The sequence below is a fragment of the Pedobacter nototheniae genome, assembly GCF_004335085.1.
Classification (GTDB): domain Bacteria; phylum Bacteroidota; class Bacteroidia; order Sphingobacteriales; family Sphingobacteriaceae; genus Pedobacter; species Pedobacter nototheniae.
In genome coordinates, this window is sequence record NZ_RQRS01000001.1 from 144,660 (window position 1) to 160,215 (window position 15,556).

21 protein-coding genes and 1 pseudogene are annotated in these 15,556 nt (G+C 35.1%); 10 read left to right on the forward strand and 12 right to left on the reverse strand.

Features of this window, described 5'->3' with window-relative positions:
- Positions 1-131 precede the first annotated feature (131 nt).
- The 12 genes and pseudogenes from EHC72_RS00650 to EHC72_RS00705 all read right to left on the reverse strand — a co-directional run bounded on the left by EHC72_RS00650 (position 132) and on the right by EHC72_RS00705 (position 8,402).
- Positions 132-1,442 carry a PcfJ domain-containing protein gene (locus EHC72_RS00650; protein WP_165585745.1) on the reverse strand — a complete coding sequence of 437 codons (1,311 nt, stop codon included), beginning with the start codon at positions 1,440-1,442 and terminating at the stop codon, positions 132-134.
- 59 nt (positions 1,443-1,501) lie between these two features.
- A complete protein-coding gene (locus EHC72_RS00655) occupies positions 1,502-1,888 on the reverse strand; it encodes a PcfK-like family protein (protein ID WP_131535528.1) in 387 nt (128 codons plus the stop codon).
- A gap of 71 nt (positions 1,889-1,959) precedes the next feature.
- Positions 1,960-2,688 (reverse strand): hypothetical protein, encoded by a 729-nt coding sequence (locus EHC72_RS00660; protein WP_131535530.1) that lies wholly within the window; start codon positions 2,686-2,688, stop codon positions 1,960-1,962.
- A 2-nt stretch (positions 2,689-2,690) separates the two neighbouring features.
- Positions 2,691-3,425, reverse strand: a complete 735-nt coding sequence (locus EHC72_RS00665; RefSeq protein ID WP_131535532.1) for an MBL fold metallo-hydrolase — start codon at positions 3,423-3,425, stop codon at positions 2,691-2,693.
- A pseudogene (locus tag EHC72_RS22990) lies at positions 3,425-4,342 on the reverse strand (recombinase RecT). Before EHC72_RS22990 ends, EHC72_RS00665 begins: the two are co-directional and overlap by 1 nt.
- A gap of 165 nt (positions 4,343-4,507) precedes the next feature.
- On the reverse strand, positions 4,508-6,469 hold the full coding sequence (locus EHC72_RS00680) for an AAA family ATPase (RefSeq protein WP_131535538.1): 1,962 nt from the start codon (positions 6,467-6,469) through the stop codon (positions 4,508-4,510).
- Positions 6,470-6,493: 24 nt separating this feature from the next.
- The gene (locus EHC72_RS22585) at positions 6,494-6,643 is read right to left on the reverse strand and encodes a hypothetical protein (RefSeq protein ID WP_165585746.1); all 150 of its coding nucleotides are present in this window, start codon (positions 6,641-6,643) and stop codon (positions 6,494-6,496) included.
- Positions 6,627-7,016: a Rha family transcriptional regulator gene (locus tag EHC72_RS00685; protein WP_131535540.1), complete on the reverse strand. Its 390-nt coding sequence runs from the start codon at positions 7,014-7,016 to the stop codon at positions 6,627-6,629. The genes EHC72_RS22585 and EHC72_RS00685 overlap by 17 nt, the downstream gene beginning before the upstream one ends.
- A complete protein-coding gene (locus tag EHC72_RS00690; RefSeq protein WP_131535542.1) occupies positions 7,016-7,276 on the reverse strand; it encodes a hypothetical protein in 261 nt (86 codons plus the stop codon). Before EHC72_RS00690 ends, EHC72_RS00685 begins: the two co-directional genes overlap by 1 nt.
- A gap of 34 nt (positions 7,277-7,310) precedes the next feature.
- Positions 7,311-7,583: a hypothetical protein gene (locus EHC72_RS00695; RefSeq protein WP_131535544.1), complete on the reverse strand. Its 273-nt coding sequence runs from the start codon at positions 7,581-7,583 to the stop codon at positions 7,311-7,313.
- Between the two features lie 28 nt (positions 7,584-7,611).
- The gene (locus EHC72_RS00700) at positions 7,612-7,839 is read right to left on the reverse strand and encodes a hypothetical protein (protein ID WP_131535546.1); all 228 of its coding nucleotides are present in this window, start codon (positions 7,837-7,839) and stop codon (positions 7,612-7,614) included.
- Complete coding sequence (locus EHC72_RS00705; protein WP_131535548.1) at positions 7,836-8,402, reverse strand: response regulator transcription factor; 567 nt, start codon at positions 8,400-8,402, stop codon at positions 7,836-7,838. Before EHC72_RS00705 ends, EHC72_RS00700 begins: the two co-directional genes overlap by 4 nt.
- 129 nt (positions 8,403-8,531) lie before the next feature.
- Between EHC72_RS00705 and EHC72_RS00710 the strand changes: the two genes are divergently transcribed.
- The 10 genes from EHC72_RS00710 (at position 8,532) to EHC72_RS00755 (ending at position 15,538) form a co-directional block, all read left to right on the forward strand.
- A complete protein-coding gene (locus EHC72_RS00710; RefSeq protein ID WP_131535550.1) occupies positions 8,532-9,344 on the forward strand; it encodes a S24 family peptidase in 813 nt (270 codons plus the stop codon).
- Position 9,345: 1 nt separating this feature from the next.
- Complete coding sequence (locus EHC72_RS00715) at positions 9,346-9,888, forward strand: DUF4468 domain-containing protein (RefSeq protein WP_131535552.1); 543 nt, start codon at positions 9,346-9,348, stop codon at positions 9,886-9,888.
- A 24-nt stretch (positions 9,889-9,912) separates the two neighbouring features.
- Positions 9,913-10,191 carry a hypothetical protein gene (locus EHC72_RS00720; RefSeq protein WP_131535554.1) on the forward strand — a complete coding sequence of 93 codons (279 nt, stop codon included), beginning with the start codon at positions 9,913-9,915 and terminating at the stop codon, positions 10,189-10,191.
- 3 nt (positions 10,192-10,194) lie between these two features.
- On the forward strand, positions 10,195-10,611 hold the full coding sequence (locus EHC72_RS00725; RefSeq protein ID WP_131535556.1) for a hypothetical protein: 417 nt from the start codon (positions 10,195-10,197) through the stop codon (positions 10,609-10,611).
- Positions 10,601-11,014 carry a hypothetical protein gene (locus tag EHC72_RS00730; RefSeq protein WP_131535558.1) on the forward strand — a complete coding sequence of 138 codons (414 nt, stop codon included), beginning with the start codon at positions 10,601-10,603 and terminating at the stop codon, positions 11,012-11,014. Before EHC72_RS00725 ends, EHC72_RS00730 begins: the two co-directional genes overlap by 11 nt.
- Complete coding sequence (locus EHC72_RS00735) at positions 11,004-11,291, forward strand: hypothetical protein (protein ID WP_131535560.1); 288 nt, start codon at positions 11,004-11,006, stop codon at positions 11,289-11,291. Before EHC72_RS00730 ends, EHC72_RS00735 begins: the two co-directional genes overlap by 11 nt.
- Positions 11,292-11,454: 163 nt before the next feature.
- Positions 11,455-11,976 carry a hypothetical protein gene (locus EHC72_RS00740; protein ID WP_131535562.1) on the forward strand — a complete coding sequence of 174 codons (522 nt, stop codon included), beginning with the start codon at positions 11,455-11,457 and terminating at the stop codon, positions 11,974-11,976.
- Complete coding sequence (locus EHC72_RS00745) at positions 11,976-13,871, forward strand: hypothetical protein (RefSeq protein WP_131535564.1); 1,896 nt, start codon at positions 11,976-11,978, stop codon at positions 13,869-13,871. Before EHC72_RS00740 ends, EHC72_RS00745 begins: the two co-directional genes overlap by 1 nt.
- Before the next feature lie 738 nt (positions 13,872-14,609).
- Positions 14,610-15,026, forward strand: a complete 417-nt coding sequence (locus tag EHC72_RS00750; protein WP_131535566.1) for a type IV pilin protein — start codon at positions 14,610-14,612, stop codon at positions 15,024-15,026.
- Entirely contained in the window at positions 15,026-15,538 is a 513-nt protein-coding gene (locus EHC72_RS00755) for a hypothetical protein (RefSeq protein ID WP_131535567.1), read from the forward strand. The genes EHC72_RS00750 and EHC72_RS00755 overlap by 1 nt, the downstream gene beginning before the upstream one ends.
- The last annotated feature ends 18 nt before the right edge of the window (positions 15,539-15,556 follow it).

A 15,556-nucleotide genomic window follows, 5' to 3' on the forward strand; every position in this document is an offset into this window, starting at 1 on the left:
GTTTAATCATCATGCAAAGCCTTGATTCATTTGAAAAATTATTAATACTATTCCTGGTGATGGTGATAGTACTTGTTAGTGTTATCGGTGTTGGAGTTTATTTTGTGGTTTAAATGCTTCCAATATTAACCTTATGCCACTGCTCCAACTCTTTCCTGTAAGACTCTCTTTACTTTCATCGGTTTCAAACAGCGCCTAATCAAATTCAAATTCTTATTAACCAAATTTATTATCTGATCATGATATGGTGTAGGCTTGTTATCGAAACCCCTTGATTGCATAATTTGCATCTTGGATAATGAAAGCTCGATCGTTTCAGCTGGAATACCGTTTACGGAGGCAGAAAAAATTAAGGAATCTTCCAGGCTGAAATAGTTATTTGTGAAAACACAATGAGTATGGATTTTTCCCTCCTGCTTAAACTCCTCCAATGTTTTAAGGACACGAATAGATAAATCTCCATCAGTGAATAAGAGGCCAAAAAACCTGCCTTTTTCTTGGATGTACTTAGAACTATCCATTTCATCTTTAATATGCTTAATTTCTGCTGATCTTGCTGCATTTCTTTCTTGTAAGATAGCATTTCGTGCTGCTCTGGCCTCATCCTCTACTCGGGTAATCTCTTGTTTTCGCTTAACCAGGATATCATGTTCATCCTTTAAATTTCTAGGACATACATATTTGGGGTTATGTAGATCCTGTTTAAAATAACTTGCTAACTCAAGGTAGTCTAACCAAGTTAAACCGTCCTTGACTTTGTAGTTGTTGCGAATAGCGATCTTGATTGAGTTCCAAAATTTGTAGACTTGGTGTTCCCTGTTTCCGACCCTGCAAGAAAGCAAATCAAATTGTCTGGCCTTGATCAGTGTTTCAGAAATGTTATCGTGAATTAGTTTTTTGAACAAGGTCAAAAGGTCGATGTCACTCACCCTTGAGGTAAATCCATTACGCTTATAGATTGGTAGGCAGTTGAATTTTGGATAGACAAAATGCGTCCACGGATAGTAGTTTGTTCCCCTCCAGCTTCTACCGCTACCGCGAATCTCCATATCTCCGGTATATGATTCATTGCCAATAAACTGCACCCTACCAACTATCGTTTCATTAAGGTCTGGAGTAAACCATTGTTGTACGATTTCGTGAGTCATTTGGCGGGCTTTTTCTCCCGCTCTGTGGTGTGACCAAATCTCAAAGTGCCTGATTACCTGGAAGCCGTCGACTACATCAACTATTGCCATTTTGTTCTTAGTTTGGCTAAATTTCTTTTTCTTGGTATCTACTATTCTCAATTTTATTCCGCATGCCGGACAAACCATGTTCTTTGCCTTTTTATCACCATCCCAAATATTTCCACAATCCAAACAGAATACATTTGACTTAGTACGGTATCCAATATGTTCAAGGCAGTTCTTAAATGCCCACTGCTCTTGTTCCTTTGTCATCTTCGGTAAACCCTTGCTCAAGGAGTATACTCGATGTTGAAGTTTATTTGATGGTTTCATTAGAATAGAGATGTTTGTTTAGATGATACAGGTTTAACAACTTTCAATGCAGGCTTTTTCGGAGCATCCTTTGCGGTATCACGACCACCCAATGGCAACTCTTTTTGTTTAGGTTTTTCAATTGTGTGGTTCACTATGACTTTGCCACTTACGTTGCCCTTTACTTTTATATCATCCTCGTCGTAGTAGTGGACCGCCATATTAAAAATTTCTTCATCTGCGAAACCATTGCATCCGCTTGTTTTAACTGTTTCAAAGATGTAATTGATACAGTCATCGATATTTTTATTTGGCTTTTTCAGTGTTAAAGCAAATAGTGAATCGTTTTCACCACGTGATTTTAAGTAATCACTAATTGTCTTTTGGAATGTTTCTGTAGCTTTCATTTTTGTTGTTGTAATTAAATAGATGGGTGATGTTGCTGCATCATAGTTCCCAACTAAAAGTTTTTAATTATTTAGCAATGGCACCCGTGATCAGGTAAAATCCATTCTTCGAAATATTCTATATCCAGGCTAATTTCAGATGAGGCTATTAATAAACCTGCGATGTAGGATTGAAATTCATCCTTTAGGACATCTTTTACAAATGGCAGTTCCAAAGTGCAACCATCACATGATAATTTCATCGAGTGCTTGTATGCATTACCATCATTTGGTAAGGATAGAAATTGGTATTTCCGTTGGTTTAGGGGTAAATCACGTGTAGCATACACACAATGTAAGGTTGCCGTGTAGGCTCTTATTCCATCGGTAATTTCCATTTCATACCATTTGTATTGGCTATTAAAATTTAATTGAAGATTATAATCATCACGATCAGGGCCTTTGTAAGTTGCAGCTGTCTCAACAAACTGTTTTAGGATATCGGACATCTTGATTTCTTTTTCTTGCCGAGTAAGAAATTTTGATACTAAGGGAACGAATGTTTTTGCAATTGCGGTATTGGCAATAGCATCAATCTCGTTCGAGATAGATTCATTTAATACCGCTATAATATCAGGCAATTCCATCTTATAGGATTCAACTCCTTTGCCATTTAGGTTATCTTCAATCGCTTTGCGATATGGAGAATTGTAGCCCGTATAGAAATCTTCAAGGGTTTTAAGGGCGCCCTTCATCGCAAACTCATTTGCTGCTTGTTGTAATTTCTCTATGTCGATTACTGGCAATATTTGATTATTCATTTTTAAAATGGTGTTTTGCCAAATGGTATAACAATTCCGTTTTCAGCAACCGTTACTTTTTTGGCGGTTAAATCTTTAATTTCTTTTTTAAACCGGATAGCATGACTATTTCGGTCGCTTAGGTGGATCAGTACAATATTGTACACTTGCTTAAGATCATTTGCTTCGAGGAATTTCATGCATGTTTGAAGGCTCATGTGACTTCTCAATACCCTGTCCCGTAAAAAGCTTGGTTCTTCGCCAGCTTCTAATCGTTTTTGTAAAATGGTTTCGCAATAGTTTGCCTCGACAATAATGTTGTTCATCGATGGTAAACGGTATTCGCAATAATAGGTGTCGGTTATAAAGCAGAATCTTCCCGTTTCTGGATGTTCAATCATGAAGCCCAGACAGGGCACGTCATGCTTTAAATCAAATGAGGACACTTTAAAGTTTCCAACCATAAATGTTTTTAAAGGCTGGATGTTATTAATCCTATGGCTTGCTATACCAAACGTGTCGCTCGTTTCCTTTAAGCAATAAACATCAATACCTGCAGCAGTAACCTCTTTCACTCCTTTACAGTGATCTAAATGGCTGTGGCTTATCAGCATGCCTGCAACTTTCGAAATGTTAAAGTTTAATTCTTTTTTGATTTCATTGAATCTCACTCCACACTCGATAAGTAATGCCTCATCATCGTTTTGGATGATATAGGCATTACCCTTGCTTCCAGTTCCTACTATGTGAAGGTTCATTAGAAATTCGCTCTTCTTCCTGTTGAAACTGGTTCTTCTGCTGAGGCAAGTTCTTGCCCGACCTTTTCAAGTACCGATTGCTCTTTTTCTGGAAGTTCAGCAGGTACCACTGGCTCGTTGATTATTTGTGCATCTTCAAAATCAATTTCCTTAGTATTGGCATTTGATCTGATTTCATGGTTAACAACTTCGGATGCACGATCGCGAACAAGTGTGCTGTCATCAGTAGAGCCAACCTCAATTTTTAAAGCACGATTAATCACTGTTTTTTCGGCCATTTGATCAGGGAAGTTTTTGTGAGCAGGGGAGGATCCTTTGGAGCCACCTTGCGCCCAGGCTTTATGAATTTGAGGTAATGTCATGATTTCACAATCACGGGTACCATCAGTATAATTTACAATGGCCTAGGCGCCCACGATCTTATCGGGGTTAATGTTTTTAAGCTCTTGCTTATGCTCTAAAATCCTTTTACGGCCTGTTTCAATATCATTTTCATATTTGAATATATCGCCTTCGTAGATCGTTACTGCATTTACTTCTTTTACGCCAGCTTCACGTTTAGCGATTGCTATTTTTCCGATGTAGCTGTCTTCTAAGCTTAATTTATTGCCGTATACAACGAAATAACATTGTTTTTTAACTACACTTAGACCTTTGGTAACCATTTCTAAAAAAGCATTTGCAATACTCTCTTTAGTGCAAACCTCAATTGCTGGCTTGTCATTCCTGTCTGTGGTTTCCATAAGCATTAACCAGGCCGCACGTACAGCGTTTTCTGGAATGTAATTGGCGGGCAAAACTAATTCTCCGGTATTCTGAAAATCTGATACTCTTTTAAGAATGGAATCAACTGTTCCTTCCTGAAATTTTGCTGGTACTCTTGCTGCTGTTTGTTGTTGTGATTGTTCTGTTGACATTTTATTTGCTGATTTTTTGTTTAATTAAACATGTTCTGAATTCTACTACTGGCTGCACCATATTTATCCCAGTGCAATACTTTAATGTTGGGTGATCTGTTGCTTTATAAAATTTGCAATCATCACACCTGACAAGGGGGTAGGTGGTAGCCTTATTGGTTTTCATTACGCTACCCTTAAAACTTTGTCTTCCGGTGAAACGATTAGGCTGACGATCTGGCTATCAGTGGCAGGGATCATTGAGATACTTTCCCGGTTATCTAAAAAGATTGGTGCATAAACTTTAAAGTGATCCGATAAAGTGTTGATGACATCAATACCTGCCCAAATCTTACCTGCAGTATTTAGATCGCTAAAAGCGACATCTTTATACATTGTTTCGCAAGTCTCAACCGGATTGTTGTCAATGGTGTAGTCATACATTTTGAACTTAACATATTGGAACTTGCCGTTAATTCTTGCTTCAATAAGCTCAATTTTTGTTTTTGTGAAAGCGTCAATATTGTACTCTATTTCTTCAAGTTGTGAAAGTTGTGTTGCATAGTTGCTTTCATCATCTTTTAGCTTTTGAATGCGTTCCTGGCCCTTAGTAATCGCTTCTGCAAGATTGATTTCCTTTTTTAAAGCATCCAGCTCTTGGTTTAGTTCAACCTTTTTGATTTTCAGCTCATCAGCTTCATTATCCTGTTTTTCAGACGATGATTGCGATAAATCTTCTTCTGCCTTCAATAATTTTGAATTCACCTCCTGAAAAGCCTCAGATTTTTCAAATGCCTCAGAATCGAATTTAGTTGCAACATTCTGGTTCACCTGATTAAAATTTACTAAAGCAAGTTTGGCGGCTTCTAACTCAGATTCAAGACCATTGATGGTGTTGGTCAATGTGGAAACCATTTGTTCGCATGCTTCGGATTCCTGTTTTAAAGCGATTCCTTTGGCCTCGATATCATCAAGGGCTTTGTTTTTATCCGCCATGAAATTCTTACGCATTTCAGACTTTTTACTCTGGATATCATCCGCTTCAAAATCACGTTTGCAAGTCGGACAACAGAATTCATTTTCATTGAATTCAAGTTCCTTACCATTAGTAGAATCGAAAAGCAAACGAAGATTATCTCTGCGAAGGTCCAATCCTTTTTTGGTGTCATTCTGACTATCCATAAGGATTTTTTTACTCCTTAAGTTTCGCTCAATATTTGCAATAGCATCACTCAACTCTGAACGAGTTGAAATAACCGAGTTGATCTTTTTGTTAAAATTACTTTCAGCAGTAAAGCGTAGATCCTGAATCTCAGTTTTGATTTTATGGATATTGCGCTGCTTATCCTGAATATTTTGCAAGTGTTCATTATTCGCCTTGGCTTTATCATTAAGTAAGGTGTCAATATCTGCTATACTGCTTTCAATGGCAAGCAGCTGATTTTTTAACGCTGCAAAATCTCTGCTCTCAGGTAATGCACGGCTAGCCTCGTCAATTCGGGTTGGGATAGCTTCTAATTCATCCTTTAACTTCTTTTTCTTCGCGTTAATTTCAGCTTTATAACCATCAAGGCCTTTGGAAGAAAAAATATTTACCAAGTCATTGAACTTACTGTTCGTGTTGGCTACGTCCTGATCTGATATCTCTCCAGCGAGTTTGAACAAAAACTCTCTTCTTTTCTTCCAGGGTAGCGTGTTAAAATAAAGTGCATTGGTAATCAGCTTGAAAACTGTTTCATCAACAATCTCATTAATTTTTGAAGAGAACTGGTTCGCTTGCATTGGAACATCATTCCAGTAAAATTCTTGTTCATTACCAGTATGGATAGCTCTTGTTGTTCCTTTTGGCTTGGTCCATTTCTCTTTGTAAATTCTTTTAATATTTACGATCTCATCATCTATTAAAAGTATTCCCTCAACCTCATGCTCCTGGCGATTTAGCTCAGGGTGAACAGTATTTTTAATACCGAAATCTTTACGGTCATAACTGTCTTTACCAAAGAGTAACCAGTTAAAAGCATCGAATACTGTGGTTTTACCTGCTTCGTTAGCCCCGAAAATGTCGGTTTTCTTTTTGAAATCAATGATCAGTTCTTTAATTCCTTTAAAGTTCCTGATGATAAGTTTGTTTAAATTGATTGTTTTCATTGCTGTTATTTTTTGTTGTTGTGATTAAATGGTGATCATTAATGCAAGTGCAATTGCTGCAAGGGTCATTAGGATAAAAACTACTCTATCTCCCTTGATCATTTCTTCCCTGCTTGGCTCGCGATACTTTCTTCTTTCCGAAGGTTCGCTGTAATTATTATGAGTTAATTTCATCTTTGAGCTGCTTAATGAATGTTTCTAACTGATGGAGGTTTTTGTTTATGAATCCAAGCTTACATGCTTCATCTGGAACCGGATGTTTCGCGAAAGCATGGATAAACTCTGATCTTGCTTTATCTGCTATTGTTCCGCTTAACGCCGCTGTAATTGCTGTGAATCCGTCATATGTTACGTAGTAATCAAAGTTTACATCCGTAGTTTCCTTGTTTGCTTTCTCAATCAGGTAGAAGTTTTTATTATAAAAACCTTCCGAAAAACCTGCTCTGTTTATAAAGCCTAAAACATCCTTTTTCTTTTTCCCAAATCGCTCGGCGACAATACTTGCTTTAGTGAAGGGGTAGTTCTTTCTTAATAATACCAGTTCCATTAGTCCTCCTCCATTACATAGTTATTGTACCAGCTGTGCCTGTTACTCGTTTTGGACACTGTTTCAAGCTCCATTCTGGACAGCCTGATACTTGAAGTGTTGGTGCCGTCCTTGATCTTGGAAATCAGTTTTTCCTTTAACCACCGATCAACCTGGGCACGGCCATACATTTTATATGCCTGTTGTTTACTCAGGTATGGAGTTAATAAACCGAGCTCTACAAGGGTTTTTTTAACACCGATTTCCATGCTCTCTGCCATAAGCCTCCTGATCTCATGTGCCTGAAGGGTGAACTCAATGTGCTGCATCTCGACCTCCTTTCATGATAAATGCAAGGAATGCTGATCCTGTCATTAAATAGATATGAATAACCCAAGCGAAGAAATTCACATACCTATGATCAGGCTCGGCTGTAGATTTTACAAAGCGAATCCTGGTAGGGATGTCGCCATTTTCATCAATCCTGTGTGGATACCTGCAAATCACAGGAACCAAAGGCTTTTGATTAACGGCAGTTTGTTGCTGCAAGCTGCCGTTTTTTCTGTTGTTGCGATTGAATAATCTCATTGTTGTTGTGATTGAGTTGCTGACTGGATTATGCTGTTCTTGTGATTACCAGTACCTGGACCATTTTCTTTTTAACCTCGATCTCTTCCTTTCTCGTAGTGAACTTCCGCTCAGGGAATTTTAACTTTATCGTTCCGCTTATAAGAGAGGTGATGACGCGCATCTTCTCATACGGAGCGTTAAGCTGCTCTTCAGGTTCAAGGTCGGTGATCATATCAGTCCAAGTAGGTGCCTTTGTAATAGTTACGATTGTCATATGATGCCTTTTTTTTGTGCAAAAATTGCTAGCTCAACTTTTGATTTTAAGCCTGTTTTAATTCTTATGTTTTGTTGATGTGTACTTACTGTTTCTGTTGATATAGAAAGCCTGTCTGCAATAATTTTATCAGGTAAATTGATAAGTTTTAATATCGCTAGCTCCATTTTGGTTAAGTAGCCATTTGCAACCTTAAAGGCAGTACAAAGCTTTCCTTCGTGTTTACAGGTGCCTCTCAAACCGCAATCAAAATATTCGGCTTCATGAACCACTCCTTTAGTATCTATGTCTGGCTCGTCATCTATTCCTCCAAACCTGCAAATGATGTATTGTCTTATATAATCTTCATCAGCTAAGTTTTCCCACAGCGCGAGAGCTTTAATAGCATCCTCATGTTTTAGCATATCGTGTTCTACGATATCTATTATCCAGCGTGGAATTTCTTCAAATACATATGTTCTTCCATCATGTACACAGTATACTTCATTTCTATGGACAAAGAACTCCACGGCCTTATCTACAAGTCCTGCTATCAATCTGCTATTTTTGGTCGCGTTGTACATTTAGTTATTATTTGGGATTGCCTCTTTAAATGTATATGAGTACATTTGTTTTTGTTATATAATACAAAAGTATATAGAAATTTCTACACTTAAATAGAAAAATGTAGAAATTTCATTAGAAATTTCTAAATGTCTGAAAATCAGGAAAAAAAAATTAAAGATCAGCACGAAAGATTAGGCTTGTTTCTGAAATATAGAGGTTTAAGTCTGAGGGAAGCTGAGCAAATGTTAATGGTTGGTAATGGTAGACTGGGAAAGATGGCTCAAAATGCAACCGCCTTCAAGCCTTTGTTTGTGGAGAAAATTCTAAATACTTTTCCCGATTTAAATGAGCATTTTTTCATCGACGGGATAACACCTATGGTTAGGCCTAATGATGAATATAAAAATCCTCGCCACGAGGCGGTGCCTATAAGCCTTTACCCGCAAAAGGATGATGATGACGGGAAAAGTCTAAAGTTCCTATATGCTGCAGATGGAACAATGGGGATGAAGGTGAGAGTGGTTCCGGCAAAAGCTTACGCAGGATATCTAAGAGGGTTTGCAGATCCGGAGTACTTTGAAGACTTTGAATATGTTGTGATTGCTGTTGAGCAGGAGCATAGAGGGACGTATTTAGGATTTGAAGTTCGGGGTGATAGTATGGTTTGCCTAGAAACTGCTGAATTGGCTGAACAAAGTATATTTCCTGGTAGAATAGCAATTGGGAGAGATCTTCCTCGTCATCAATGGATATATAAATTACACACCCATAATTATGATAATTGGGTAATTGTCCATAAAACGGAGGGTATACTTATAAAGCAAATCATTAAGCACGATGTTGAAGAAGGCATTATTACTATTCACTCTTTAAATCCTGAATATCCTGATGAGGAGCTTTATTTAGATGAAGTAGAGCAAATATTTAGTGTGGTTCAAATTATAAAAAAAACTAGATAGAATGAAAAAAATACTATTACTAATATTGATTTTCCCATTTATTTTAAAGGGACAGGAGTTACAAAAGTTACAGCTTAATTATGACGGTTTTTCCAGCGTGCTTGACAGTACCAAAAAGTATGTTATAATTGATATACCCAATAAATCTAAGGCAGACCTCTATAAAAAATCTCAAGTTTATTTCTCCAAACTGTATGTGAATCCAAAAGAGGTAATGACTTTAATTGACGGTGAAAGCATTACTCTAAACGGAATAGATAAGAAAGCGGTCAAAATGAAAGTCCTTTATTTGAATCCAAGTTGGGATGTTAATTATACTTCAACTTATGAATTTAAAGATAATAAGGTTCGGATAAGTTTCTCAGTAAATAGATTATCAACCTATACTGGAGATATTTTTAGAGAAAAAATGATTGGGGATTTTTTCAATAAGAAAGGAATTGTGAGGGATGAAAAAAGTGTAAAAACTTTAAATGAATATGTCAATTCTGTAATTGAGACATATTATAAATCTATGATTAAAAGTGACGATGAAAATTGGTAAGTTGTAATTTGATATTGAATATTTATGGAACAACAAATTCAATGTTTGAATTGCGGTGGTTATAAAATAGTTTACGAAGATCGGAAGTACAAATTCAAAGTGGGTGTTTCGACTTTTATCATTGGAAGCTTGCTCTATTATATGGGTTATATAAATGAATCAGCCAGTAGTGGTTTTATTTCTCTTATTGCGATATGCCTGATTGGGGTAGGAATTGTTTACTTACTACTTGGATTTACACATAAAATTACCCGTTACAAATGCAAAACTTGTGGGAAAAAATGGGAATCATCTGATTTATAAATTTTGAATAACGCCTCAATCAAAGAATGGATTTATGATGTTCAGCATTATACTGTTGATCATATTAAACATGGAGAGATATGGTCTGACGATTTAATGCCGTTAGGTGGTTTTCATGTTAAGCCAAGGCCCTTGGAGTGTAAGGTTGATGCCATTGAAATCAATAACCTGTTTTGCAATAAGGATGTCGGGGCTTTGGTTGGGATTTTAAACATAAATATTTTCCATACAGATTTGCCGCGCATAAATGAGCTCACTCAAATAGTTGAGTTAATAATGGAGGATGCATATGTGGAAGGTTTTGTTTTCCAGAAAGACTTTTCCCGGATGTTTAAAAATGGAAAGTATCTATGGTATAATAATCTTCGGTACCATTATTCAATGAACAGAAAAGAATTTAGAGTTAGGTATGGGAATTAATCTAAGGATAAAACAAGTAATAGATATAAAGTGCGGTGGAAGTCAAAGGACTTTTGCTGAAGTTATTGATGCAACACCCCAATATGTCGCAAAGCTTGTAAAAGAGGGTGGGAGTGTAGGTCTGGATCCTGTTACCAAAATATTAAAACTTTATCCGGATTTGAATGCCAGGTGGTTGATTTTGGGAGATGGAGAAATGATTGATAATACCGCTATAAATGAAGTTAAATATTTCCTGCACCAAAATATACAGGAAATGTTAAAGATTGAGCAGTACTTGCCATATATGACCGAACAAGAACTAAAAGAATATAAGAATGCAGCCACAAACTTCACAGCTTACAATTACGACGACAACCAGCTTAAACGCTGGACTAACCTTGCTGACAAAAATGGAAAATAAAGAAGTTGTTTCTGAAGGTGTAAGATCAAAAGCTTACGATGTTCAAGTGAACGAGCGATTTTTTTTAGCCCTGGATAGACTTGAGCAATTAGGTAAGATTAAGAATATGTTCAATTTTTGCGGTGTTCATAATTTAATCTATCCCAATTTTCATAGAATGAGAAAGGAAAAGACCAGGACTCCTAGTTTCTATGTCATCAATATTTTATCCGAATCTTATGGTGTTTCAGTTGAATGGATCATCACTGGAAAAGGGGAGTGGTTAAGTAAAAAATAAAATGAATGAAACTAATAAAATGTGTAATACGTTAGTATGTTAGTAAATAAAGGAGAGTCAATCATCATTTAGATTCAATATAATTTGTATTTTAGGTATATATTACATTGATTTAACTGACAAGACGCCTATTCTATTTATTTTTGAATTATAATTCAGTTATATGAAAATCGACCTTTTTGAATATTTTGTCAAGGAATTAATTACATGGTTTTGCGAATACTATGGAATTAGAGTTGACGAATTTAATAACCATCCCAAAAATGATTTAAGTAAGTTGAAGGTAATTAAACTACATTTTTTTGCCTGTTCTACAGATCATCGAGCCTTAGATATATTTAATAGATTCTATGCCATGCCTTTTGGTCATGTTGAAAGCGATGTTTATGATAATATTGACAACCTTAAACATTTTATAATATCTGATGACAATACCATTCAAACTTCTTCTACTCAAGATATCTTAGGTGACCCGATGAGGAATGAGATAATTATTAATATGGTAAGGAATCTAAAAGAAAGAAACAACGACTTAATTGCAGCAAAGGCTTTTGACCTTGTTGATATAAGTCATAGATGGTTTTCATGGGAATATACTTTTAGTGAAGCTAGGAAACTGGAGAGCTATTCGAAAGAAATTAGCCCTAGTCTTATTAAGCAGGAACTCAAATATTATACCTATTAATGGAATCAAAGCTCTCAACTACTCATCTTCAGGAATTATTAATTAAGAAGTATTTTTATGTCGGTTGGACAACTGAATACTTGACTAAAACCGTACCAGATGCAACAGCATTACTAATAAATTCGATTCAGAATATTTCATTGGAAATTCTGAATTTTTATAACCTTTTCATTCTTAATGGAGATTATTGCCTTGAGTCTTATGTTAAATTTGATGAAGAATCTGAAAAACTAAAAGTATTCATTCAAGCAAGAATAATTGAGTTAAATGACTTGTTAACTCTTGATGTAACACTAGTCAGAAGAGGGCAAGTAGGTTTTTTAGAGAATGTCATTAGACCATTAGATAATATTATTGTTCCTGGGATCACTTATCTTCTTAAGGACATTGAACGACAATTTTCCCTAACAAAAGACACAACTACTTTTAGAGTAGAAAAACAAAATAAAGATGTTTATAATTATATAGTAGTAGGTAATACTGTAGAAATATTTAAGAGCAACCTTGCTATTGCTAATTTCGAACACTTCAATTATAGTTATACCGAGAATAATCTTATCAGCTTAATAGTAATACAAAAAAGGCTATTAGATTCTGGAATAAAGGAAACAGAGAATCCATTGCTAGCTCCATTACATGAGAAAGTTAACTTTCTTATAAAGAAAATGGTTTATAGATTAAAATGCGATAAGAAAGATGAGTCGCTAGGTTTCTCTGTCGACCACTATAGTGTAATTCCAATAAATACTGATTCTTTTCCTGTCTCCCCACAGCTTCAAGATTGGATTGAAATTATAGATATTCATTATGATTTAGCTCCTGGGTTCCTACATCTTCAGAGGAAGCGAGTGGAAAGTTTTGATGATTCGAACAATGAAGGTGATTACATATATTACCATGCATTAGCAAAGACGTATAAAGATGACTCTGCTAGTGTGGAGCAATTGAAAAATTTACGAACAGAGTTTTCGAAAGCAAAACTTGACGTGCCTAAGATTTTCAATAAGTTTGCCTTGCAAATAACAAGCAACTATTTATATAATAATCAGATCTCTCTCGCAACGGAACAAGCTAAAATAGAAAAGGCAACTTTTAGAGATGAGATATCTGACGATGTACGTGAGTTGCAGAATTTTCAAAATAAAACGTTTGTACATAATTTCTTTCCTTGGGAAAAAATCTGTTTGATTTTGGCCAACAAAATTGAAAAACTTTCGGACGATCTACTCAACAATACGAATTTTGAATTATTTAAAATTTTGCTTGAACAATATAGTAGTGTGTTAGGAAAATTCGAATATTGCTTCAAATGGTCTAAAGGTAAAAATTTTGTGCATTTTCAATTACCATTTGAACAGTGTAAATCTGAGGTGAAAATTAATGTTCCAGGCTATGGAGAGCATAGGCTGTTTTTCTTTACTTCATTTGTGATCCCGCTAGATTATGTTAGTGAAGAACAAAAGCTCAATACAATGAAGCTTAACAAAATTAAATTTGACACTCTTTTAAATTCCTACGGAAAGTTAGCCGTTGTTGTTGATAATATAAATAAAACCGCTGATAAAGTAAGGAATACAGAACGACGTTCAATTGAAATATTAGCGATTTTCTCGGCAATATCTCTCTTTTCAGTTGGAACGATTCAGCTCTTAACCAACGTTGTTATTGGGACCGATCCAATGTTGTTCTATAGAATGATAATTTCTTATGGTTACTGCCTTATTCTATTTGCTATTGTGATTTGGGTAATGACTAGGGAAAACGTTGGTAAGGTCGGAGCTTATCATTTTGTCCTTTTAGGCATAATAGCTATCACAGCAATTTTAGTAATATTCGCATTTTATAATTATGACCTCGTCGCAGTTGTAATGGAAAAAGCAAAGATTGAAAAGTAATAAAAGGCATATAAATATGTGTTTTCGTTACAAATGTTTTACAACTATAGTTTTCCGAATCTTGTATTTGCTTGTAATAAAGTTATTTGTGTTGTAGTACATACTTCGCTGGCAGTGAAGAGGTGATCGGTTCGAATCCGATATTCTCCACCCTTAAAGGACAAAATACCGGACGTATTTTGTCCTTTTTTTGTGGTCATATTTTTTTAATCAGGTATTATAGCTCTTTAAAAGAGTTGTTGTAGGATATGCTACCTATACATGTTATTGATTAGATGCTCAATAATTTTGTTTGACGGACTTGAAATTTGGCCATATTGATGCAGACGATTAATTTATTTTGTGAAGTTCTTTTTTTTGAAGATATTGTGGGGTAAATAAAAACAAATTATGCACTCATATATTAATGCCTCAAATCCCTCCTTTTTTATAGATTTTTCTGAAGCTAGAAATAGACTCACTTACTAATTTCTGAATTAGTTTTAACATTTCTACTAAGGAAGTTGCTTGTCCAACTAAATCCAATTTTTGATGAATAAAAACAAAATTACATCAGTTGAGGAAAGACGGTTGTGTTAAACCATAATTAGAATGATAAATGTTGATATGTAACTTTTACAAAAAGGATTTTTGGATAGAAAAGGCCACAGTATAATTAGAAAACAAATGAAAACTAGGGAATATGCTTTTTTAGCTAAAAAATTCTCAACAGTAATAGAATAAACAAATAATAAACCTATGAATAGTGTATTAAGAAAGAAGTTAAAAGCATACACACTAACTGAAATTTTGGTGGTTTTAGTGATAATAGGGATTTTGGTGCTTTTGGCGCTCCCCAATCTAATGCCTTTAATTACAAAAGCTAAAACTACTGAGGCTAAATTGCAACTTGAGCATTTATCTAAATTAGAGCAATCTTATTTTTATGAGCATTCTAAGTATACAACTGATATGAATGAACTTGGCTTTATTCAGGAGAAACTTTCTTCTGACGGAAAAGATGGAAAAGCGAATTATAAAATCGAAGTAGTTTCAGCAACAAATAATACTTTTACGGCTAAAGCTACGGCGGTTTCAGATTTTAATGGAAACGGAGTTTTCAATGTTTGGCAAATAGATCAAGACAAAAATTTAAAAGAAATTACTCCCGATTAATGTTGTTTTTAAAAATATCAATTATCCTGGTTTTAGCTTTCATTTCTTTTCAAGATTTTAAAGATAGAGCTGTTTATTGGTTTCTTTTTCCAATATTAATAGTCCTTTTCATTTCGGAAAAGATAGCGCTCCTTAACTATCGTATAGTTTTTACTGACGCTTTTATATTAACAGGTTTTTTGCTTGTTCAACTTTTTTTTCTTTGGCTCTATTTCACCATTAAAGCAAAACGAGCGGTTAACATCACAAATGATCTTTTAGGATGGGGAGATATTCTATTTTTATTTGTAACCTGCTTTTATTTTTCTCCCGTTAGTTATATTGCTTTTTATATTCTTACTTTAATCATCTCTATTTTCTTCGCATTTTTATGTAGGTTTATATATAAAAATGTTGAAGTAACCATCCCACTTGCCGGCATACAATCATTGCTTTTAATCGTCATTTTATTAACTGGAGGCTTACTAAAGCTAAACTTTCAATTTGATGAATGGATTAAGTATTTAATTTAAATTAAAGAAGAAATAACT